18 protein-coding genes and 1 riboswitch are annotated in these 21,712 nt (G+C 63.7%); of the genes, 9 read left to right on the top strand and 9 right to left on the bottom strand.

The window, feature by feature from the left end:
* Positions 1-17: 17 nt before the first annotated feature.
* The 4 genes from BLQ01_RS16285 to BLQ01_RS16270 form a co-directional block, all read right to left on the bottom strand.
* A complete protein-coding gene (locus tag BLQ01_RS16285) occupies positions 18-1,262 on the bottom strand; it encodes a glycosyltransferase (protein ID WP_091552895.1) in 1,245 nt (414 codons plus the stop codon).
* Between the two features lie 170 nt (positions 1,263-1,432).
* Positions 1,433-2,260: an aggregation-promoting factor C-terminal-like domain-containing protein gene (locus BLQ01_RS16280; protein ID WP_091552893.1), complete on the bottom strand. Its 828-nt coding sequence runs from the start codon at positions 2,258-2,260 to the stop codon at positions 1,433-1,435.
* Positions 2,261-2,263: 3 nt separating this feature from the next.
* A riboswitch (cyclic di-AMP (ydaO/yuaA leader) is annotated at positions 2,264-2,450 on the bottom strand.
* Between the two features lie 108 nt (positions 2,451-2,558).
* Positions 2,559-4,055, bottom strand: coding sequence for a sensor histidine kinase (locus BLQ01_RS16275; RefSeq protein ID WP_091552891.1), 1,497 nt, complete (start codon positions 4,053-4,055; stop codon positions 2,559-2,561).
* A gap of 3 nt (positions 4,056-4,058) precedes the next feature.
* Complete coding sequence (locus tag BLQ01_RS16270) at positions 4,059-4,799, bottom strand: response regulator transcription factor (RefSeq protein ID WP_026542231.1); 741 nt, start codon at positions 4,797-4,799, stop codon at positions 4,059-4,061.
* 653 nt (positions 4,800-5,452) lie between these two features.
* Here BLQ01_RS16270 and BLQ01_RS16265 point away from each other — a divergent pair.
* Positions 5,453-6,319 (top strand): winged helix-turn-helix domain-containing protein, encoded by an 867-nt coding sequence (locus BLQ01_RS16265; RefSeq protein WP_026542230.1) that lies wholly within the window; start codon positions 5,453-5,455, stop codon positions 6,317-6,319.
* A 382-nt stretch (positions 6,320-6,701) separates the two neighbouring features.
* A complete protein-coding gene (locus BLQ01_RS16260) occupies positions 6,702-7,226 on the top strand; it encodes a SixA phosphatase family protein (RefSeq protein WP_026547663.1) in 525 nt (174 codons plus the stop codon).
* A gap of 109 nt (positions 7,227-7,335) precedes the next feature.
* On the opposite strand, the gene BLQ01_RS16255 is transcribed toward BLQ01_RS16260, so the two are convergent.
* The gene (locus BLQ01_RS16255) at positions 7,336-7,662 is read right to left on the bottom strand and encodes a hypothetical protein (RefSeq protein WP_223944674.1); all 327 of its coding nucleotides are present in this window, start codon (positions 7,660-7,662) and stop codon (positions 7,336-7,338) included.
* A gap of 116 nt (positions 7,663-7,778) precedes the next feature.
* A complete protein-coding gene (locus tag BLQ01_RS16250) occupies positions 7,779-8,699 on the bottom strand; it encodes a LysR family transcriptional regulator (protein ID WP_091552889.1) in 921 nt (306 codons plus the stop codon).
* 72 nt (positions 8,700-8,771) lie between these two features.
* Between BLQ01_RS16250 and BLQ01_RS16245 the strand changes: the two genes are divergently transcribed.
* Positions 8,772-9,686: an EamA family transporter gene (locus BLQ01_RS16245; protein ID WP_254779498.1), complete on the top strand. Its 915-nt coding sequence runs from the start codon at positions 8,772-8,774 to the stop codon at positions 9,684-9,686.
* 116 nt (positions 9,687-9,802) lie between these two features.
* On the opposite strand, the gene BLQ01_RS16240 is transcribed toward BLQ01_RS16245, so the two are convergent.
* Positions 9,803-11,281, bottom strand: coding sequence for a gamma-aminobutyraldehyde dehydrogenase (locus BLQ01_RS16240; protein ID WP_091552884.1), 1,479 nt, complete (start codon positions 11,279-11,281; stop codon positions 9,803-9,805).
* A 279-nt stretch (positions 11,282-11,560) separates the two neighbouring features.
* Complete coding sequence (locus BLQ01_RS16235) at positions 11,561-12,238, bottom strand: TetR/AcrR family transcriptional regulator (RefSeq protein ID WP_091552882.1); 678 nt, start codon at positions 12,236-12,238, stop codon at positions 11,561-11,563.
* Between the two features lie 179 nt (positions 12,239-12,417).
* Here BLQ01_RS16235 and BLQ01_RS16230 point away from each other — a divergent pair, with 179 nt between their 5' ends.
* Genes BLQ01_RS16230 through BLQ01_RS16205 form a run of 6 tightly spaced genes read left to right on the top strand, consistent with a single transcriptional unit; the run spans position 12,418 to position 20,934 of the window.
* Positions 12,418-14,265 carry an amidohydrolase gene (locus tag BLQ01_RS16230; protein WP_254779497.1) on the top strand — a complete coding sequence of 616 codons (1,848 nt, stop codon included), beginning with the start codon at positions 12,418-12,420 and terminating at the stop codon, positions 14,263-14,265.
* 47 nt (positions 14,266-14,312) lie between these two features.
* Positions 14,313-15,971 (top strand): ABC transporter substrate-binding protein, encoded by a 1,659-nt coding sequence (locus BLQ01_RS16225; protein ID WP_254779496.1) that lies wholly within the window; start codon positions 14,313-14,315, stop codon positions 15,969-15,971.
* A 1-nt stretch (position 15,972) separates the two neighbouring features.
* Entirely contained in the window at positions 15,973-17,001 is a 1,029-nt protein-coding gene (locus BLQ01_RS16220; RefSeq protein ID WP_091552876.1) for an ABC transporter permease, read from the top strand.
* Positions 16,998-17,855 (top strand): ABC transporter permease, encoded by an 858-nt coding sequence (locus BLQ01_RS16215; protein WP_026547670.1) that lies wholly within the window; start codon positions 16,998-17,000, stop codon positions 17,853-17,855. The genes BLQ01_RS16220 and BLQ01_RS16215 overlap by 4 nt, the downstream gene beginning before the upstream one ends.
* Positions 17,852-19,474: a dipeptide ABC transporter ATP-binding protein gene (locus tag BLQ01_RS16210; protein WP_091552874.1), complete on the top strand. Its 1,623-nt coding sequence runs from the start codon at positions 17,852-17,854 to the stop codon at positions 19,472-19,474. The genes BLQ01_RS16215 and BLQ01_RS16210 overlap by 4 nt, the downstream gene beginning before the upstream one ends.
* A 41-nt stretch (positions 19,475-19,515) precedes the next feature.
* Positions 19,516-20,934, top strand: a complete 1,419-nt coding sequence (locus BLQ01_RS16205) for an NAD(P)/FAD-dependent oxidoreductase (RefSeq protein ID WP_091552871.1) — start codon at positions 19,516-19,518, stop codon at positions 20,932-20,934.
* A gap of 165 nt (positions 20,935-21,099) precedes the next feature.
* On the opposite strand, the gene BLQ01_RS16200 is transcribed toward BLQ01_RS16205, so the two are convergent.
* Complete coding sequence (locus tag BLQ01_RS16200; RefSeq protein ID WP_254779495.1) at positions 21,100-21,711, bottom strand: hypothetical protein; 612 nt, start codon at positions 21,709-21,711, stop codon at positions 21,100-21,102.
* Position 21,712: the final 1 nt, after the last annotated feature.

Raw genomic sequence — 21,712 nt, 5'->3', positions numbered from 1 at the left:
GGAACTACGCTAAATCCTCACGTAACGTCAGGTGCAAGCCTTCTTCGGCCAGCCGCATACCCGCCGATATGCCCGGCGAGTCCAGCGGCAGCCAGCACGGCTCCTTCAAGCCAGCGGTCCGCCGTCGTCATTACCGGCAGGATCGCAAGCGCAGCCGTACTTAGCAGCGTCGTCAGGAGAAGCATGACCGGTCCTTGGATGCGCAGGCGGGTAGTCGAGGCCATGAGGGCAAGGGCGATGAAGTTCGCCGGCAAAGGATCCACGACACTGCGGAGCAGCACGAAGAACAGGGCATAAAGCGACGTCCACGCCACCGCACCAAGCACACGCCCCGCAAGTCCGGTTCCGGGAGCCATCCGGTCCCGTCCTGGCCGAAGCTCCCTGACCGGAAAACGTCCGGGGCGAAGGTCTCGGGTCAGCCGCGCCATGCCCCGCAGGTCGGCAAGCGCGGTTCGTACGACGTCGACACTTGAGTTGGGGTCATCGGTCCAGTCGACCGGGACTTCATGAATGCGTAAACCACAACGTTCGGCGATGACGAGGAGCTCGGTGTCAAAAAACCAGCCGTCGTCCTTGGTATGCGGGAGGAGAAGGTGCGCAACGTCCGCGCGGACGGCTTTGAAGCCGCACTGGGCATCGGAAATGCGTGTGCCCAGGACGGTGCGGAGCAGGGCGTTGTAGCTGCGGGAGGTGAATTCGCGGCCACCACTGCGGACCACGCGCGAGTCAGGTGCCAGGCGCGTGCCGACAGCCAGGTCAGAGTGGCCTGAAAGCAGCGGCGCAAGGAGGGGTGCCAAGGCGGACAAGTCGGTGGACAGATCCGCTTCCATATAGGCCAGCACGGGTGACGGTGAGGACTGCCAGAGGCGGCGGAGGGCGTTACCGCGCCCTCTTTCCTGGAACCGGACCACCCGCAGTTCCGGAAGTTCCCGTGCCAGGCGTTCGGCGATCCTTAAGGTGTTGTCCGTGCTGGAGTTGTCAGCGACCGTGATCCGGAAGGTGTGCGGAAAAGTGCCGGAGAGATGGCCGTGAAGCGTGCGGAGGTTCTTCTCCAGGTGCGCTTCCTCATTGAACACGGGGACGGTGAGATCGAGGACGGGGACGCCGGCCCCGGTGTCCACGGGGGAGCGCCTGGGCAACTGTGGGTTCTCCGGCCTTACGTTCGGGAGTTCCGGCTGCGAAGCAGGCAACGCCCCGCCACCGAAGCGCGCGGAGTGGAACCGTCGTGGGGGAGCGCTGGTGGTTGGATTTGTGAGCGTCATATCTCCAGCATGGGCTGGCCGATTATGAGGGCTTTAGGCGGAAGCTGTGACGTCACTGTGAGCTACGGCGGTCACCTGTGAAATGCAAAGACCGCGCCGGTTCCCGCCGTTCGCTCCAGTGGGGACTGGTGCGATCGGCGGCAACCGGCGCGGTCTTCAAACTGCCTGGTTTAGTACCAGTTGTTGGCCAAGTGGAAGGCCAGGGCGGCCGACGGGGATCCGTAGCGCTCCTTGATGTAGTTCAGGCCCCATTTGATCTGGGTCTGGTAGTTGGTCTGCCAGTCAGCACCGGCAGAGGCCATTTTGGAAGCAGGCAGGGACTGGACGATGCCGTACGCGCCGCTGGAAGCGTTCGTGGCAGTGGTCTTCCAGTTGGATTCCTTCTCCCACAAGGTGTTCAGGGCAGTCATTTCGCCGGCGCTCCAGCCGTAGCTGCCCAGGATGCTTGCGGCGTAGGCCTTGGCAGCGGCGGGGTCATCCACGGCTTTCGGGGCTGCAGCAGCGGCTTCGGCGGCGGCCTTTTCGGCGGCAGCAGCGGCGTCGGCGGCCTGCTTGGCTGCAGCGTCAGCAGCTGCCTTCTCCGCAGCGGCTTGGTCGGCGGCGGCCTTTTCGGCGGCAGCCTTTTCAGCAGCAGCCTGATCGGCGGCAGCCTTTTCAGCAGCGGCCTTGTCCACGGCGGCCCGGTCGGCAGCGCCCTTTGCGGCGGCTGCGTCCAAGGAAGCGGAGATTTCGGCTGTCTTGTTGGTGCTGACCTGGGCAGCTGCCTGGGTCTCTGCAACGCGGCTGGCCTCAGGGAGGTTCAGGGTGGCGTTGGCAGCAGTACCGAGCGATGCGACGCCCAACGCGGCGGCCACGACGCCGGCAAAAACCGACATGCGGTGGCCGGACTTACCTTGGCGGGCAGCGTTCTTGAGGACGGTTTGCGACTTGGTCAACGGTGCGTTGTGCTCATCGCGGTGACGCGCGGAAGGGCGCGTCTGATCGTTAAATTCAGACATGTGTGATTACCTCTCAGCGCCTGCGGAGTTAGCTGTCGGGTTCGGATGAGGTCATCCGGCCGCGCATGTCGCTGCGGCTTCACCCCAAGGGCCCGGCATGATGCCTGGGCCCGGAGACTCTGGGTCCCCCGTCTCTGCCTCGGAGTAAGAACGGACTCCGGGAAGTGGCAGAGCTCGGCGCATCCCGGATGCGGGCCAGTTGGGGCGACCCACCCTTTCGACGGTACAGGAGGAATTCGCAGAAGTCACATTTAGGTAACAGAGATCACGACGCCGGTGAGTCGCCTTGCCGTGTTCGTTACATCTCTTCGGTGGTGACGGTAGGTAGCCGCAGGGCGAATTCGGTTCGACCCGGACGCGACGTGACCTCCACGCTACCGCCGTGCGCTTCCACGATGGATTCCACGATCGACAACCCCAGCCCCGACGTCCCTTCAGACCCCGATCTCGCGGCATCCGCCCGGGCAAAGCGGGAGAAGATCCGGCCTTGGAAATCCTCTGGAATGCCCGGCCCGTTGTCTGTCACGGTCACCACTGCGCTGCCATCGGCGGACAGCATGACGGCCGTAACCACGGTAGTGCCGGCATCGGTGTGTTTGCGGGCATTGGACAAAAGATTGGCCAGGACCTGGTGCAGCTGGGTGGAGTCGCCGCGGACCGTGACGGGTTCGTCCGGCAGTTGCAGTTGCCATATGTGGTCCGGCGCCATGACCTTCTCGTCACTGACCGTTTCGATCACCAACTGGGTGAGGTCCACATCGGTAACCTTGACCGGTTGGCCCTCGTCCAACCTGGCGAGCAGCAGGAGATCCTCCACCAGCGTTGTCATCCGCTCTGACTGGCTTTGCACGCGGGCCAGGGATTTGCGGCCGTCGTCAGTGAAGCTTTCGGTCATCCTCAGCAGTTCGGTGTAACCGCGGATGGCAGTGAGCGGCGTCCGGAGCTCGTGTGAGGCGTCCGCGACGAACTGGCGTACCTTGGTTTCGCTTTCCTGGCGGGCTTCCAAAGCGCTGGAGACGTTGTTCAGCATCAGGTTCAGGGCATGGCCTACGCTGCCCACTTCCGTTCCGGGATGGGCGGCCGACGGCGGTACGCGCACCGCAAGTGCCACTTCACCGGCGTCGAGCGGAAGACGTGAAACCTTGGTGGCCACCTCGGAGAGCTGCTCCAGAGGCCGCATGGTCCGGCGGATGATGACGGTGCCGGCGAGGCCGATGACCACCAGTCCGCCCAGCGAGACCAACACCATTGTCCAGACCAGTGAGGCCTCGGCGCTCTGTTTGTCCGCGAGAGGCAGGCCCGTGACGATCACGTCGCCATAGGGGGCGACCGCCACCAGCCGATAGTCCCCGTTGGAGAGGGAACGATCCACCGGATCACCGCTCTTGGGCAGCGCCAACAGCACTTGCTCATCCGCGGGGGACAGTGCAACACGGTTGCCTTGGGCGTCAATGAGCCCTGAACTGCGGACAGTGGACCCGTCGATCCTGGCGTTGAGCGTTCCGGCGGCCTGCCCCCTGGCCTCCAGCGGGTCCGGCTTCCCCGAAGGTGAGGAGGGAAAGTTCGACGGCGGCCTGCCGAAGTCATTCGCGCGGCTGGACGCCTGCTCGAGCTGCCTGTCGAGCTGCTTGTTGAACACCATGTCCATGGAGGCGTAGCTGACCACACCTACCGCCCCGCAGATAGCGACCAGCAGTGCCATCGCCACCAGGACCAGCCGGGTACGCAAATGCCACGTGGAGGGGTTCAGCCAGCTGCGGCCGGATTTTCTGGCCACTCCTGAAAGTGTGCTCAACGCCTAGTCCGCGGGCTTGATGACGTAGCCGGCGCCGCGAATGGTGTGGATCATCGGCGGATGGTTGGCTTCGATTTTCTTGCGAAGGTATGAAATGTAGAGCTCCACGATGTTGGCTTGCCCACCGAAGTCGTAATCCCACACGCGGTCCAGGATCTGGGCTTTGCTGATGACCCGTTTGGGGTTCTCCATGAGGTAGCGCAGAAGCTCGAACTGGGTTGCCGTGAGGGGAATGTCCTCGCCGGCGCGGGTAACTTCGCGGGTGTCCACGTTCAGGGTGAGGTCACCCACCACCAGCTCCGCGGTGTCCATGGCAGCGACGCCCGAACGCTGGACCAGCCGGTGGAGTCGCAGGAGGACTTCTTCCATGCTGAAAGGTTTGGTGACGTAGTCATCGCCGCCGGCAGCCAATCCGACGATCCTGTCCTGCACGGCATCCTTGGCGGTGAGGAAGAGGGCGGGCACTTCGGGAGCGAAGGCGCGGATGCGGTTGAGGACCTCCACGCCGTCAAAACCGGGCAGCATGACATCAAGGACCAGGACGTCCGGCCGGAAATCCTTGGCCAGCTTCACGGCCTCGGGACCATCGCCGGCAACGGACACAGACCAACCGGCCATGCGCAGTCCCATGCTCATGAGTTCGGCGAGGCTGGGTTCGTCATCCACCACCAAGGCGCGGATCGGAGAACCATCAGGGTGGGAGAGTTGGGGCAGGTTGTTGGTCATGGAGTGCGAGGAGGCCATGGGACAACTCTCCGTTCTGCTGGTTAGCCAGCGCTTTGCCCGTCCTGTGAGGATGCTGTGAAGTCAACACTAGCGAGGTGGGAGTCAGCGTGTCCGAAACGCTTGGCAATCCTGTTTCTACGGCTTGTAGCAGATTTTTGTCCGGATTTTTCGGAAGTCGGCCGTCCACGATTGGACAACAAGTGTTTCAGATCGTGAGATTCCGCAGCCGGGCTGTTCCCGGGAATGTCAGTGCACATGATGCCCCATTGGCCGAAGAATGTTCACTGGATTGCGATTATTTCTTGTTCGGGCCGAATGAAATGGCGTTCATTTATCCCCTCGGCTGAATTGTGATTTACGGCACAATAGACCTCTCCGTCTCAAAATGTGGACGGTTCTGCGCTTTGTTACTTGCGTGTTGCCATTGTTACGTTGCACACTTCCAATGTGAACAAGAACTCAACAGCACCTGCAGCCGCAGCAACCTGGCCCAGCACACCCGCTGGCCATGATGACCGCTGTTGTCGAATGCAAGCCTAACTTTCCACCCCAAGAAGTTTCAGGCATTCGCCCCCTAGCCCAGCGTTGGGCGCCCCTCCCCAAACTCATTGCGGGGACAACCAGCATTCGAAGCCGCGATGACGGCTATTCACTTTTGAGGTAAGCACTCCATGTCAGTTGCATCTGGATACGTCCACATCTCCGTCCGTAACGCCAACAAGGCCGCATCGAACGCAGGGCTCCGCCCCGGCTTCGGCAACCGCCCCGGCTACGCTCCGTCCCAGCAGGGCGCAGGCCAGCAGGCCCCCGGTTACGTTCCGCAGGGTTACAACCCCAATTCCTATGGCCAGTTGCGGGCAGTGCCCGCTGCCGAGCCGGCACCCATGACTGCGCCTACGCCGGTCATTGCCCAGTCCGACAGGCTCCGCCCCGTCGCCAACGACAACGTAGCCCGTGGCTTCGTGCTCTACATGGGCATTGACGAAGAAACCGCAGCGGCCGCAGGCACCTCCATTGCCAAGCTGGCCCAGGAAATCCGTGCCTACGCCCAGTCCCTCGTGACCGGTGCAGAGAGCTATGCTGCCGTGGCAGTAGCCCCCGCCGGCGCGCCCGGGTCCGCACTCGACGTCGTGCGTTCAACCTTCGGTGACCCGACTGTCGCCGCACGCCAGCGCACCGAAACCGCCCGCCCGGCACCGCAGCAGGAATCCCGCCCCTCCGGCGTGCTGATCGACCTCGCCCGCCGCGAAGTGCACCTGGACGGCGAATCGCTGAACCTGACGTTCAAGGAATTCGAACTCCTCAACTACCTCGTGGAGAACGGCACCCGCACCGTGGGCCGCGACGAACTCCTTGAAGGACTGTGGCGCAACGCCGAAGAGGTCCCCAACGAGCGCACCATCGACGTCCACATCCGCCGCCTCCGCTCCAAGCTGGGCCGCCTTGCCAACACCGTCCGTACGGTTCGCGGCCAGGGCTACCGTTTCTACGAGCACCCCGAGGTCATCGTCTGGGCCGCTCCGGAATACTCGATCTAAGCAGCACCGCAGCCGAAAGGCGGCAACATCCCCCTGCGCCAGCGCTCGTTCTTCTTGCGACAACGGCGCTATCGGGATATGCCGCCTTTCGGCTTTTTCGTGCCCTGACGAGGATTGGCCTCCGCGGTTGAAGGGTCGGTGCCCCGGGTGTGTGCGGCTACCACCTACATTGGCTGGCGAAGCCCCCTGGCACTCCTGCGGCCTCCGCGTGTCCGGTGCGTATGGAGGTCAAAGTGGGTGGTGGGGGACCAAGGTGCGTGGGGCCGTGACCCTCTTTGATGCGCCGGCAGCCCATAGGCAACCGCATTCGGTTGCTATCGGGGCGGTTCCCTCTCAAAGAAGGTCAGGAACGCCCGGTGCCTTGGGCGGATAGGGTTGATCCATGAGCGATCACCACATCAAGCGCCTTGTGATCATGCGGCATGCCAAGGCTGATTGGCCCATGGGGGTGCCTGATCACGAGCGTCCCCTCGAGGAACGGGGCCACAGGGAGGCCCCGCTTGCCGGCAAATGGTTGCTCGAGCAAGGCGTGGTGCCCGACTTTATCCTGTGCTCGTCTGCGCTGAGGACCCGGCAAACATGCACGTGGGTCTGCGATGAACTGGGCGACAAAGCGCCGACGCCGAAACTCGAGGACGGCCTGTACTCAGCCTCAGCGAACCGTATGTTGACGGTCATCAATCATGTCCCCGATACCGTCACCACGTTGATGATCATCTCGCACATGCCCGGGGTCCAGGATCTCGCCATGCACTTGGCCTCGCGCGATTCGGACCACGACGCGTACATGGACGCCGCCACCCGCTACCCAACGAGTGCGTTGACGGTAATGGAAACGGAGAAATCCTGGGCTGAACTGGACGGGCAGGACGCGCGGCTGACGCACTTCGCGGTGCCCCGCACCTAGCGGGCTCCCCAAAGGACGGCGCGCGGCTGGAGCGAGGCCGCGCCTACAGCAAAGCCGCAGCCGAAGCGCCGGTGCTTGTTGGAGCGGCGGCGTTGCCCCCAGCCCCCGGCTACTGTTGGCTGCCCGAATCTCCGTGGGCCAACTGGGGCATGCACATGCAGCGAATTTCAAAGACGGGCAGGCCCGCCGCTTCATCGCCGTGTCCGGTGGCGACGAGGTATTCGCCGTCGAACATGTACACCGGCAACTGGGGTGCCATGTATTCGTTGTAGCGGCTGGGATAGACCCATTGCCCGCGGATATCGAACGCCGGCAGGGCGTAGGGGTCCCGCCGGTTGTGGGCGCTCGGATAGAGTCCGTCATCGATCATGAGGTAACTGACCAAGCCATAGGTGTGATGGTGGTTCATGTCCGTGGGAAAGAGGATTGCTTCCACAGTTGGGCCCCTTCAGGAGTTTCGACGATCGCGCTCCAAGCAGCGCGGACAGCTAGGTAAGGTTAGCCTAAGTTAACAACTGGTGGGGCGTCGAATGTTCCCCTGTGTGACTTCGATCAAACTGGTGGCAGCGGCAAGTCTTCAGCGGCGACGTCCTGCAACATGCGCACTGCTTGCCGGATGGTGGGGCTGGCGGTCATCGTTTTCCGGTAGACCAAGCCCACGGATCGTTGCTGCACTGGGTTGATGACCGGAATCGCAACGACGCCCGGCGGCAGCTCCGGCCTTCCGAGACGCGGGACGAGTGCCACCGCCACCCCCTGCTCCACCATGGCAACGTGCGTCGAGAAGTCGGGATCATAAATGCGGATGTCGGGAACGCGGCCCAGTCCGGCGAAGATCTGCAGCAGGGCCTCGTTGCAGATAGCCCCCGCCGGGGTACTGATCCACGTCTCATCCAGCAGGTCTTCACGCTCGACGGCGGTGCGGGACGCCAGCGGGTGGGTGCTGTTGACCAGGACATCGGCTTGGTCAATGCAGAGGTCCTCGTGCACCAGGTTCTCCGGTATCACCAGCGGCACCGAGTTCCAGTTGTGGACGACCGCCAGTTCCGCCTCCCCACTGGCCACTCTTTGAACCGCTTCGCGGGGGTCTTCTGCCAGCACCGTGACCTTCACGGCGGGATGGTTGGCCGCTATGCGCCCGAGCATCGGCCCCACGAGCCCGCGGCACGCGGTGGAGAACGCCACCAGCCTCAGCAGGCCGGACGGCTTCGCGGGATCAGCCAACAAGGTGGCCTGGAGCTCTTCCAGTTCGCCCATGATCCGGCGCCCATACCCGGCCAGTGCCAGTCCGCGCTCAGTGAGGAGCACGCCGCGGCCATTCCGCTCCAGAACGGTAACGCCGGTCTGCTTTTCCAGTTTCTTGATCTGCTGCGACACCGCCGATGGGCTGAATCCCATCACCTCGGACGCCGCCACTACCGAGCCATGCTGTTCCACGGCAACCAGCGCCCTCAAGGCGGGGATATCAATCATGAAGCAAATCTACGCTGTTGGATGCACAATTCAACGCTGGTGCTTCACGCTAAAGGAAGTCAGAGTGTACTTGTGAACCTTCGCCATTCTGCCCTCGCCGTCCTGGTCGCCGTCCTCTGGGGCATCAATTTCGTTGCCATCGACCTCGGCCTGCACACCAACGGCAGGGAAGTTCCTCCACTGCTTTTTGTCGCGATGCGCTTTGTCCTCGTCGTCTTCCCCTTCATCCTGTTCATCCGAAAACCGGACGTGGGCTGGAAGCCGATTCTCGGCGTCGGACTGTTCATGAGCGCCGGACAATTCGGCCTCCTATATCTGGGCATGGCGCTCGGGATGCCTGCAGGCTTGGCCTCGCTGGTGCTCCAGGCGCAGGTGCTGTTCACCGTCCTGCTGGCCTCGAAGTTCCTGGGGGAGAGGCCCAGCCGGCGTCAGTTGGCCGGCGTGGTGCTCGGCATCGCAGGTCTGGGAGTGGTGGCGCTGGGGCGCAGTGCTGTGGCACCGGTGCTTCCCCTCATGATTGTCCTGGCCGCGGCTTTGTCCTGGGCTGTCGGCAACGTGGTGGCAAGGCAGTCCAAAGCCGCCTCCGGTTTGGGTCTGGTGGTGTGGTCGGGAGCGGTGGTACCTGTTCCCCTGGCGGGGTTGTCGCTGGTGGTTGACGGTCCGGGCACGGTCTGGGCTACGCTCACGGACCTGCAGCCGGCCACCATTCTTAGTGCGATCTACACTGCCGTGTTTGCGTCCCTGATCGGTTACGGCATCTGGAACCGGCTGTTGTCGCTGTACCCGGGTTCCGACGTCGTGCCTTTCACGCTGTTGGTCCCGGTGATAGGAATGACAGCCGCGTGGCTGGTCCTTAACGAGATTCCCACGCTGACCGAAATCATGGGCGGGCTGATATTGCTCCTTGGGGTTGCCATCGCCGTGCTGGGCGCCCGAGGCAAAATCCGCAATGAAACTCCCGTTGCGAGGCCCGCTCTGCGCCTTTAGACCTCGGGAAAGCGCGCAGAGCGGGCCTCGCAACGTGGGGTGGTTGCGTTGTGGGGCCTGCTTTGCGGGGTTTGGTGGCGGGGATGGGTGTAGAGCGGGCCTCGCAACGTGGGGGATCAGCGCAGCCGGAAGATGGTCCGGTGCCAGTCCTTCTCCACAACGCCGTCCAGCTCGACCATCACATGCTTCACCTGCGTGTATTCCTCAAAGGAGTAGGCGGACATGTCCTTTCCGAAGCCGGATTGCTTGAATCCTCCGTGGGGCATCTCGGAAATGATCGGGATATGGTCGTTCACCCAGACGCAGCCGGCGTTGATCTCGCGGGTGGCACGCATGGCCCGCTGCAGGTTGTTCGTCCAGGCCGACGCTGCCAGTCCATAGACGGTGTGGTTGGCCAGGTGGATCGCTTCGTCATCCGTATCGAACGGAAGGACCACCAGGACCGGGCCGAACACTTCATCCTTGACGATTTCCGAGTCCGGGCCTGCGTCCACCACCAGGGTGGGCCGGTAGAAGGCGCCGTTTCCCAAACTCCCATCCGTCGGCGCATAGCCGCCGGCCATCACCTTGCTGTAGCTCCGGGCGCGATCCACCATCCCCGCCACATGGTCCCGCTGCTTGAAGGACGCCAGTGGGCCAAGGTCCGCGTCCTCATCCCCAGGAACCCCCAGGGTGATCCCCTCGAAGCGGGCTGCGACCTTGGCCACGAATTCCTCGTACACGCTCCGGTGCACAATGGCGCGGGTGGCTGCGGTGCAGTCCTGCCCGGTATTGATGAGCGAACCAGCAACAGCGCCATGCACTGCGGCGTCCAGCGTGGCGTCGTCGAACACCACGAAGGGTGCTTTTCCGCCCAATTCAAGATGCACGCGCTTGGCATTGACGGCAGCAGCTTCCAGAACCGTGCGGCCTACAGCGGTGGAACCCGTGAAGGACACCATGTCCACGTCCGGATGCCGCATGAGGCCAGCTCCAACAGTGGCGCCGTCGCCCACAACCACGTTCACCACGCCGTCGGGCAATCCCGCATCAGTGAGCGCCTGCGCGAAGAGGAGGGACGTCAAGGGTGTGATCTCGGCGGGCTTGAGGACCATGGTGTTGCCGGCCGCGATTGCGGGCAAGATCTTCCACGCCGCCATCTGCAGCGGGTAGTTCCAGGGAGCGATGGAGCCCACCACGCCAATGGATTCGCGGCGGATGGACGAGGTGTGCTGAGGGGAGTATTCAGCTGTGGCTTTGCCCTCCAGGTGGCGGGCTGCCCCGGCGAAGAAGTCGATGTTGTCGATGGTTCCGGGGACGTCGAACTCCCGGGTCAGGCGCAACGGCTTGCCCGTCTGGGAACTCTCCACGCGGGAGAACTCTGCGGCCCGTTCCTCCATGATCCTGGCAAACCTTCGCAGGATACCGGCCCGTTCCCCGGCCGTGGTCCTGGACCACGCGGGGTAAGCGGAACGGGCTGCTGCGACCGCGGATTCGAGGTCCGCCACGGAAGCCAGGCTCACGGTTTCAACCACTTCGGAGGTTGCCGGATTGATGACGTCCAGGGTGGTGCCCGACGTGCCGGGCAGTAGTTGTCCATTGATGAACTGATGCATGGTGTGCCGTGCTTTCCCTGCCGGGCGTCGCTGTCCGGCAGTGGTGAAGGAACAGTGGTGAAGGAACGACGCCGGGTGGCGGCGTGCGTGCGGAGGATGGGTTGCGTTTCGGGGCGGCTATTCGAAAAAGCCGGTCAGAAAACGGGCAATAAATCTGGCGCAGCGAGGTGAGGATCCGGTGAAAGTCCCGGGCGGTAAAGGTTCGGTGCAGTGAAAGTTCGGGGCTGAAAGCCCGGTGAAAGTCCGGGGGCTTTTGCGAAGGTGCCGAAAGGCGGCGCGTCAGCCCTGAGTGCTTTCGCGCTCGGCGCTGTCCAGGATGGCGGCGAGGCCTGCCTGGAATGCCTTCAGGGAATCGAGGTTTTGCAGTGCGGCGTGATGCTTTTCAAGGAGGGGGTGACCGGTAATGCGGGTGAAGACCCGTGGGTTGAGCCAGGGATCGTGCCCCTCGGAGTCGGGAAGCCGTTGGATTTCAACGGCAATGCCGGCACCGAGCGCAAGGGTGTAGCTTTCAAGGGCTGCGTAGTAGTGCACCACGCGGTCTTCTTCCAGCCCGGCGTCCGTCAGGCACTGGAGGACGAACTCAATGGCCTTCAACTCGCCGGGACCGTAAGTGTCCGTAGCGAACGATTCGCTGCCCAGGGCGGGGTGCTGCATGAAGACCCTGAGGAGCTCGTCCAGGTACGCCTCCAGCCGGGCGCGCCAGTCCCTATCCCGTGTCACTGCCAGTGTGCGTTCCACCGAGGTCATGAACAGCTTGTCCAAGGCGGCCCTGACAATCGCATCCCTATTCCGGAAATGCCGGTAAACAGCAGTGGCGTCGACCTCGAGTTCCTGTCCCAGCCGCCGGACAGTGAGCCGGTCTCCGGGTTCCTGGCTGGAAATCCGGAGGACAGCGTCGATGATGGTGGCTGGATCCAGGCGTGTGCGGCGGTCCGTCGACTGTGCTGGCTGCACCATCTGCTTGTCCGCCTTCCATGCGTTCCCCGGTTGAATATCAACCTACATGATTCATGGCCACCTCCTTTCGAGGACTAGTCAAAGTCTTTGTCATCACTGATGTCAACACTGTTGACTTTAATGTGATCCGGCTCATAGTCTGTCTCCAGAGTTGAATTTCCCTTGAAAGGACTCGAATCGTGCACGCAGAGATTTTGTTGGAGAACGGATGGGTGTACACCGGCAAAGACGCCGGACCCATCCGGGCGGATATAGCAATTGCGGGCGGCCGGATCATCGCTGTCCAAAACGCCCAGGACGCCCGGGACGCCCGGGACGCCCGGGACGCCCGGGACGCCCGGGACGCCCGGGACGCCCGGGATGCCGAGAACCCCCAGGACGCAGGAGACGCCCAGAACCCCCAGGACGCCCGGGACGCAGGAGACGCCGGAGGGATCCAGGAGACCATCGCCCCGCACACCCGCCGCGTGGACCTCCAAGGACAGCTGGTGCTTCCCGGTTTCCAAGATGCCCACATCCACCCCATTTTCGCCGGAATAGAGCTGCTCCAGTGCGACCTGACCGAGGTGGCCAGCGCCGAAGAAGCCGTGGAAACAGTGGCCCGCTACGCCGCGGACAACCCGGACCAGCCATGGATCCTCGGCGCAGGGTGGTCCATGGACCTGTTTCCGGGTGGCACCCCCATACGGCAGCTGCTGGACGCAGTGGTGCCGGACCGCCCTGTTTACCTCGTCAACAGGGATCACCACGGGGCGTGGGCCAACACTGCGGCGTTCAAAGCCGCCGGGATCACCAAGGAAACGCCTGATCCGGAGGGTGGCCGCTTGGAGCGTGAAGAAGATGGCACACCCGCAGGTACTGTTCACGAGGGCGCCGTGGACCTGTTCAATCCGGTGAAGCCGGAGGTCCCTTATGAGTTGGCGTACCAGGGCCTCATGGCCTCCCAGAAACTACTTCTCGCCCAGGGCATCACCGCCTGGCAGGACGCTTGGGTTCCCATCCCGGAAGGCGGGCATGCCGATCACCTTGAGGTCTATCAGGACGCCGCGAAGGCCGGGGACCTCAAGGTCCGGGTCACGGCATGCCAGTGGTGGGACAGGACCGCCGGGATGTCCCAACTGGACGCAATCGTGGAACGCCGGGACAGCGTCGCCGGCGCCTTCGACCCCCTCCACCTCAAAGCCAACACCGTCAAAGTGATGGTGGACGGGGTGGCGGAGAACTACACGGCCGCCATGCACCACGTCTACCTGGACCACCATGGACACCACACGGACAACCGCGGGATCGAGTTCTTCGAACCGGAGGAGCTGAAGGAGTTCGTGACCGCCATTGACGCCGAGGGCATGCAGGTTCATTTCCATGCGCTCGGGGACCGCGCTGTGACGGATGCACTGGATGCCTTGCAGGCTGCCCGGGAGGCCAACGGCGCCAACGATCACCGGCACCACCTTGCGCATCTTCAGGTGGTTCGGGACGAAGACCTTCCCCGTTTTGCCGCGCTCGACGCAGCCGCCAACGTGCAAGCGCTCTGGGCTTGCCATGAGGAACAGATGGACACCCTGACCCTTCCCTTCCTGGAACCTGGCGCAGAGGACCGGCACTATCCCTTCGGCCAGCTGGCCAGCGCCGGGGCCACTGTCGTGGCGGGCAGCGACTGGCCGGTCTCCACTGCCGATCCCATCGCGGCCATTCACGTGGCAGTCAACCGCACTGCTCCCGGCGAGGACCTGCCTCCCCTTGGCCCGGCGTCACAAAAGCTCAGCCTCAAGCAGATCGTGGACGCCTACACGCACGGTACGGCCTGGATCAACCACCTCGATGCCGCGACAGGCACCCTTGAACCTGGAAAACTCGCAGATCTGGTGGTGCTCGACCTGAACATCTTCGAACTCCCCGAGGAAGAACTGCACCGGGCAGTGGTGACGCAGACGTGGATTGGGGGCGAGTGCGTCTATGACCGTGCGGCAGCCCAAAGCCCACTCACGGAAACACGCCGTAGCCATCAACCGGCGGTGACGCAGTGAGGCAGCCAAAAGCGCAGACACCTGCACCCACACCTTCGCAGGGCGCCGTGCGACCCAAACAGCGGACGACGCCGTCGCGCATCACCGCGGTGACGGTCGCCGGCGTCGTACTCGGCTTGGTCCTGGGCGGCTGCGGCGTGCGGCCCGCCGGCGTGACTGACGCAGCCGACGGTGCCAAGTACACCGTGTCGGACTCCACCGAGCCTCCCAGCAAGGAAATCGACAACTTCACCTGGGCCATGTACGCGGAGCCTTTCTCCCTGGACTACGCCTACGCCTTCGACTATCCGGACAACACGGTCCTGTCCAACGTGTGCGAATCGCTCTTCAGGTGGAACGCGGACCTCTCGTCCTCGCCCGGCCTGGCCACGGGAGTAGAGAATCCTGATCCCCTGACATGGGTTTACACCATCCGCCAAGGGGTGAAGTTCCACGATGGCACTGAGATGACGGCGGACGACGTCGTAGCTTCCTTGAGCCGCCACCTTGACCCGGAAGTGGGCTCGTTCTGGGCGTCGTCCTACCAAAATGTGGAATCGATCGTAAAGACCGGCGACTACCAGGTCACTGTCACCACCACGCGTCCGGACTACGTGTTCAACGCTTCCCTGGTTGGCGCCCCCGGGGTTGTGGAGTCAGCCAAAACCCTTGAGGACGCTGGAAAGGACTACGGCAACTCCAAAGCCGGCGTGAACTGCACCGGACCCTTCCAGTTCGATCAATGGGAAGCGGGGGAGAGCATCACCCTCAAACGCTTCGACGACTACTGGGATCCGGACCTCAAAGCCAAATCGAAGCAGGTCACCTTCACCATCCTCCCGGACGCCACCTCCCGCATCAACGCCTTCCAAACCGGCGAAATCGACGGCGGGTTCGCGATCCCGTCCAACGCGATCGACATCCTCAAAGCCAACAAAGACGCAGGATCCCTCTACTTCGGCAAGGACACCTCTGTGCAGAGCATGGTCTTTACCAACCTGGCCGGAACGTTCAAGGATGTCCGCGTCCGCAAAGCGCTCATGATGGCCATCAACCGGGACGCGCTGATCAAGGCCGCGGAGCAGGGGTACGCGAAGAAGACAGATGCCCTGACCACCAAAAGCGTATGGAAGGACATTGAACCGGGAACAACGGACGAGGCCTTCGATGGACTGTTGTCCACGCCCTATGACCTTGCCGAAGCCAAGAGGCTCATCAAGGAAGCGGGGGCCGAGGGCAGCTCCTTCGTCTTCGCTACGGCCTCGCTCAACGCAGCCTTCGACATCGCGGCCCGGGCCATAGCCTCCGCGGCCAAGGAGATCGGCTTGGAACCGGAAATCCAGACCATGTCCAACGACAAATACACCACCTTGTTCTCCGACCCCGAGGCCCGCAGGAACGTGGATCTCCTGGTCACTTCCTGGTACCTGTCCAGCACCGAGCCCCTGGAAATGTACAGCGTGTTGCGCACCGGGGACTTCAGCAACTACGGAGGGTGGAGCAACCCGGAATTCGATGACGTGGTGAACTCCGCCTACGGAGTGCAGGACCCTGATGCCCGCGGCAAACTCACGGGCAAAGCGGCCAAGCTGGCCAGCGAAGAAGTGGTTTGGGGACCGCTGTACGAGACCGTCACCTCCATGTGGCTGGGCAAGCGCATCACCGGCGCGGACCCGTCCATCAATTACATGTACTTCCCGTGGGCAGCCCAGATAGGAGGTCGCTGACGTGACCGTTGCAGAAAAGCTCCCGGCAGCTTCCTCCCCGGCAGGTCCCACCCGTCAACGGGCCAAAGCCGGCACCGCACGCCCGGCCATGTATATCGTGAAAAAGTTGTTGGCCCTGGTGCTGACACTGTTTGTTGCCTCCCTGGCCGTGTTCTTCTCACGCTTCCTCGTTCCGGGAGATCCGGCCCGCTTCCTGCTGAGGGGACGCAGCCCCAAGCCCGAAGCACTCGAAGAAATCACCCGCCAGTTCGGCTTGGATAAACCGGCCTGGGAACAGTACCTTAATTGGCTCGGCGGCATACTCCACGGCGACTGGGGCCGCTCCCTGACCTACCGCCAGGATGTTTCCGACGTCCTGCTGGGCCGGCTGCCCACCACGCTGCAACTCGTGGCGTTGGCCGCGGTGTTCATCACCATCCTCGGGTTGTTCGCGGGCATCGTGGCCAGCCTGAACAAGGGCTTCGGTGACCGCTTCATCCTCATCACCCTCACCGCGGCCGGGGCAGTGCCTCCGTTCGTGGCAGCCATCGCCTTGGTTGCGCTCTTCTCCGTAGGCCTGGGCTGGTTCCCCTCCTTCGGAAGCGGCGACGGCGGAGCGGACCGGATCTGGCACCTGACCCTCCCGGCGCTCGCCTTGGGCATCACCTACATCGCCATGGTGGCCAGGGTGACGCGCTCCTCCATGAACGAACAACTGCTCCGTGAGCATGTGGAAGTGGCAACCAGCCGTGGGCTGACCCGCGGATCCGTGGTGGCACGCCATGTGTTGCGCAACGCCCTGGGACCCATCCTGACAGTGAGCGGCGTGCTCGTGGCCGGGCTCCTGGTCTCCAGCGCCATCATCGAGCGGACCTTCGGCCTCTCCGGCATCGGACAACTCCTGGTGCAGTCCATCGACCGCCTGGACTTCGCCGTCGTCCAGGCAATCGTCATGGTGGTGGTTGCCGCATTTGTCGTAGTGAACACCGTGGTGGACCTCATCCAACCCCTCATTGATCCGCGGATCGCGGCCGGAACGGAGTCCCGATGACGTTGGCCATCCAGCTGCCACAGGCAGGCCTGCGCCGCTATGGCAGCCTCCTCTCACCCATGGCGTGGGGCGCGCTGGCTGTTGCCGCCGCCGTCGTACTTCTATCCCTGTTCGCCCCGGCCCTGGCGCCGTACGACCCTGACTATGTGGACCTCAACAACGTCCTTGCCGGTCCGAGCGGACAGCATCTGCTGGGAACCGACGCGCTGGGGCGTGACCTTTTGAGCCGGATCATGCATGGCGGACGGACCTCGCTGCTTGGACCCACCATCGTGGTGATCGGATCAACGGTCCTGGGGCTGCTCCTGGGCTTGGTGGCCGGTTGGTCCGAAGGCTGGCTGGGCAAGGTCCTGGGCCGCCTGTTCGACCTCCTCTTCGCATTCCCGGCGCTGCTCATGGCCATGCTTGCCATCGCATTGTTCGGCAAGGGACTCTTTGCACCCATCCTGGCCATGACCATCGCCTATGTTCCCTACGTTGCCAGGCTCGCGCAGTCCCTGGTGGTCGCCGAGCGTAGCCGGCCGTATGTCCAGGCCTACCGGGTACTCGGATTCCGGACGCCCTGGGTGGTGCTGGGACGCGTTCTGCCCAACCTGGTTCCCACTGTCGGCGCACAATCAACACTGAACTTCGGCTACGTGCTGGCCGACCTCGCAGCGCTGTCCTTCATCGGACTCGGGGTCCAGCCGCCCACCAGCGACTGGGGCGCCATGATCGAGGAATCCCGCGGCGCACTGCTGGGCGGATATCTCCTGCCCGCATTCTGGCCCGCACTGGTAGTGGTCCTGGTGGTAGTGGCCGTCAACGTCATCGGCGAGGAACTCTCGGACCGCATCGGAGGAAAACTTTCATGAGCCAGCTGCTGCAGATTCAGAACTTTACGCTCGGCTTTCCGGGCAGGCCGCCGCTGCTGGACAGCGTTTCCCTGCACGTCGACGACGGCGAAGCGGTCGCCCTGGTGGGGGAGTCCGGCTCAGGTAAGTCCCTGACAACGCGTGCCGCGCTCGGGTTGCTGCCCGGCGGCTCGGAGTCCTCGGGCAGCGTCTCCGTCCAGGGCCTGGACACCCTGACAGCCACCAGGCAACGGCTCATGGAGCTGCGCCGCAGGCATGCTTCGATGATCTTCCAGGACCCCCGGGCGGGCATCAACCCGGTCCGGACCGTGGGGGACTTCCTGACCGAAACCCTGGTGCGCTTCGACGGGCTGACCCGGGCAGAGGCCACCGCACGTGCCGTCAAACAATTGGAACAGGTGGGGCTTCGGCGGGCCAAGGAGCTCATGGGCCAGTACCCGCATCAGCTCTCCGGCGGCATGCTCCAACGAGTCATGATCGCCGCTGCCCTGCTGAACTCCCCGGATCTGTTGCTCTGCGACGAGCCCACCACTGCCTTGGATGTCACCACCCAGGCCGGGATCGTGCGGCTCCTGCGCGAGGAACAACAGTCCAGGGGGATGGGGATGCTCTTCATTACCCACGACCTCAACCTTGCGGCCAGCCTGTGTGAGCGGGTCTACGTGCTCCGGCGCGGGGAAGTGGTGGAGCACGGGCCAACCAGGACAGTCTTCCTGACACCGCAGCAGAACTACACGCGGCAATTGGTTGAAGCGACCCCCGTCATTGAAGTGGGCGTCGGTTCTGTCCCGGCTGTGTCTCCAGGACCTGAGTCGTCGGGGTCTTCCCTGCTGGAGGTCTCCGGGCTGTCCAAGAGCTATGAACTGCCCGGGGGAGAGGTCATTGCAGCATTGGAGGACGTCAGCTTCAGCTTGCCCGAAGGCGGTTCCCTGGGCATCGTAGGCGAGTCCGGCTCCGGGAAGTCCACGCTCGCCAGGCTGGTGGTGGCCCTCGAAACTGCCACAGCCGGGGAACTCACCCTTCGCGGCATCCCCCGGCCGCGCCGGCCTTTGAAGGCATCCGAGCGGAAGGTGCTGGCCAAGGAAGTCCAGATTGTGTTCCAGGACCCCTACCTGTCACTGGACCCCCGGATCGCTGTAGGCCACGCTGTGGCCGATGTCTTCCGGCTTCACCAAAAGCAGGGGCGCAAGGAGGCCAGGGACAGTGCACGCGACCTTCTGGCACGCGTGGGCATCGGTGCTGAGCGGTTCGATGCCAGGCCCCGAGCCCTGTCCGGCGGCCAGCGGCAGCGTGTTGCCCTGGCAAAGGCGCTGGCAGCCCGTCCGCGCCTCCTGGTGCTGGACGAAGCCACCAGCGCTTTGGACGTCTCCGTCCAGGCCCAGGTGCTCGAACTCGTGGAGGAACTGCGCGAACAACTCGGGTTGACCCTCCTCTTCGTCACGCACGACCTCGCTGTGGTGTCCCGGCTCTGCGCCGGGCTCATCGTGATGCACCAGGGCCGGATCGTGGAGCAAGGTCCCACAGGCCGGATCCTTGAGGACCCCGGAGATGAGTACACGCGGAACTTCATCGCCTCCCGTCCCCGGCCCTTGTGGGACGCCGAGCCGGTCATTGCCTGACCGGCACGCAGATATCTCTGATTGAAACAGGAGAACCTCCCGTGAAGACCACCGTTTTCGAACGGAACGTCCCGCAGGCCGCCGTCGTATCCCATGCGCTGGAAGGTGCCGCCCACCGGCCCTTCTGGATCGATGACCTGAAGGACTCAGCAACGCACTACCCCCAGCTCGACGGCGATGCTGCCGCCGACCTCGTCATTATCGGCGGCGGCTACACCGGCCTGTGGACGGCACTTCGTGCCAAGGAACGGGACCCCGGCAGGACTGTGATCCTGCTGGAAGCAGAGCACGTGGCCTGGGCGGCGTCGGGCCGCAACGGCGGCTTCTGCGAGGCCAGCCTCACGCACGGCCATGAGAACGGCAAGAACCGCTGGCCCGATGAGCTGGAGATTTTGGACCGGCTGGGCATGGAGAACCTGGACCGCATGCAGGAAGCCGTTCAGAAGTACGGCATGGAATGTGATTGGGAGCGGACCGGGGAGCTCAACGTCGCCGTCGAACCGCACCAGGTGGCTTGGCTCCAGGAGGACGACAGCCCCGGCAGCGTCTACCTGGACCAGGAAGCCGTCCGGGGCGAGGTCAATTCCCCCACGTATTTGGCGGGCCGCTGGCACAAGGACTCCGTGGCCATGGTCCATCCGTACAAACTCGGCCTTGAACTGGCGCGGGTGGCAACGGAGCTGGGAGTAGTGATCCACGAGGGCACCCGCGTCCGTGAACTCAAGGACCACGAAGACGGTGTCACGGTGGTGACGGAACGGGGAAACGTCGAAGCCGGGCATGTGGTCCTTGGTACCAACGTTTTTCCCTCCCTGCTCAAGCGGAACCAACTCATGACCGTGCCGGTGTACGACTACGCGCTCATGACAGAACCCCTGTCCGCGGAGCAGTTGGAGTCCATTGGCTGGACCAAGCGCCAAGGAATTGGGGACATGGCCAACCAGTTCCATTACTACCGCATCACCAAGGACCACAGAATCCTCTTTGGCGGGTACGACGCCCTCTACTTCCGGGGCCGCCGCGTGGACCAGCGGCACGAGTACCAACCGGCGACGTGGGAGCGGATCGCCTCACACTTCTTCACCACGTTCCCGCAATTGGAGGGTGTGAAATTTACGCACAAGTGGGCCGGTCCCATCGATTCCAGCACGCAGTTCTGCGCCTTCTTCGGCACCGCGCGGAAGGGACGGGTGGCTTATGCGGCGGGCTTCACGGGACTCGGGGTGGGCGCCACAGCGTTCGCCGCTGACGTTCTGCTGGACCTGCTGGCCGGGCTGGATACTGAGCGTACCCGTGTGGAGATGGTCCGGAAACGGCCGCTCCCGTTCCCTCCCGAGCCGCTGGCTTCATTGGGCATCAACCTCACCCGATGGTCCATGGACAGGGCCGACCACAACCAAGGAAAGCGGAACCTCATCCTCAAAGCGCTCGACGCCGTGGGGCTGGGTTTCGACTCCTGACCTCGCCGCCGCGTGGTTGCGTTGTGGGGCCTGCTTTGCGGGGTTTGGTGGCGGGGATGGGTGTTGAGCGGGCCTCGCAACGTGGGGTGGTTGCGTTGTGGGGCCTGCTTTGCGGGGTTTGGTGGCGGGGATGGGTGTAAAGCGGGCCTCGCAACGCGGGGTTGGTTAGCGCTTGGGAGCCGGCTTGCGTTGGGAGGGAGCGCTCGACGCCGGTCGCTTGCCTGGCGCTGTTGGCGTACGGGGCGCTGGGCGCTTCACGGCAGGGGTCTTCGTTGCAGTCGAAGCCTTAGCTGGAGTGGTAGTACGCGGAAGGGGTCCGGCCGGGCGCTTGGTGGGGGTACCCGCGCGAGGGGCGGGTTTGCGCGCCGAAGCCGTACGCTTTGCCGGCGCCGGTGTTCGCTTGGCCGGCGCGGGGGCACGGGATCCAAAGGACGGCACCACCGCTCCGAGGAACAGCACCGCCAGCGTCCCCAGTCCGGCTGCGGCGGCAAGGTAGAAGTAGATGTCCGAATCCTTGGTGCCCACGGCACTGCCCAAAGCGTTGGCATCCTGGTTGAAGGCAATTCCCCACATCCGCAGGAAAGCGATGCTGCAACCAATGAACAGGCTGGTCCCCGCCGCGGCCAGCAGGACCACCAAGTAACGACGGCGGCTGAAGACCTGGACGAGCGATGCCAGATAGCAGACCAGCATGGAGCCCAAAAACAGGTACAACACCAGTTCTTCAAGGACTGCGGCTGCCAGGACCAACAGCCCGAGGGATACAAAGGCGGCCACT

It is taken from the genome of Arthrobacter sp. UNCCL28 (genome assembly GCF_900102805.1).
In the GTDB taxonomy this organism is placed as follows: domain Bacteria; phylum Actinomycetota; class Actinomycetes; order Actinomycetales; family Micrococcaceae; genus Arthrobacter; species Arthrobacter nicotinovorans_A.
This window is presented reverse-complemented; position numbering and strand designations above follow the sequence as displayed.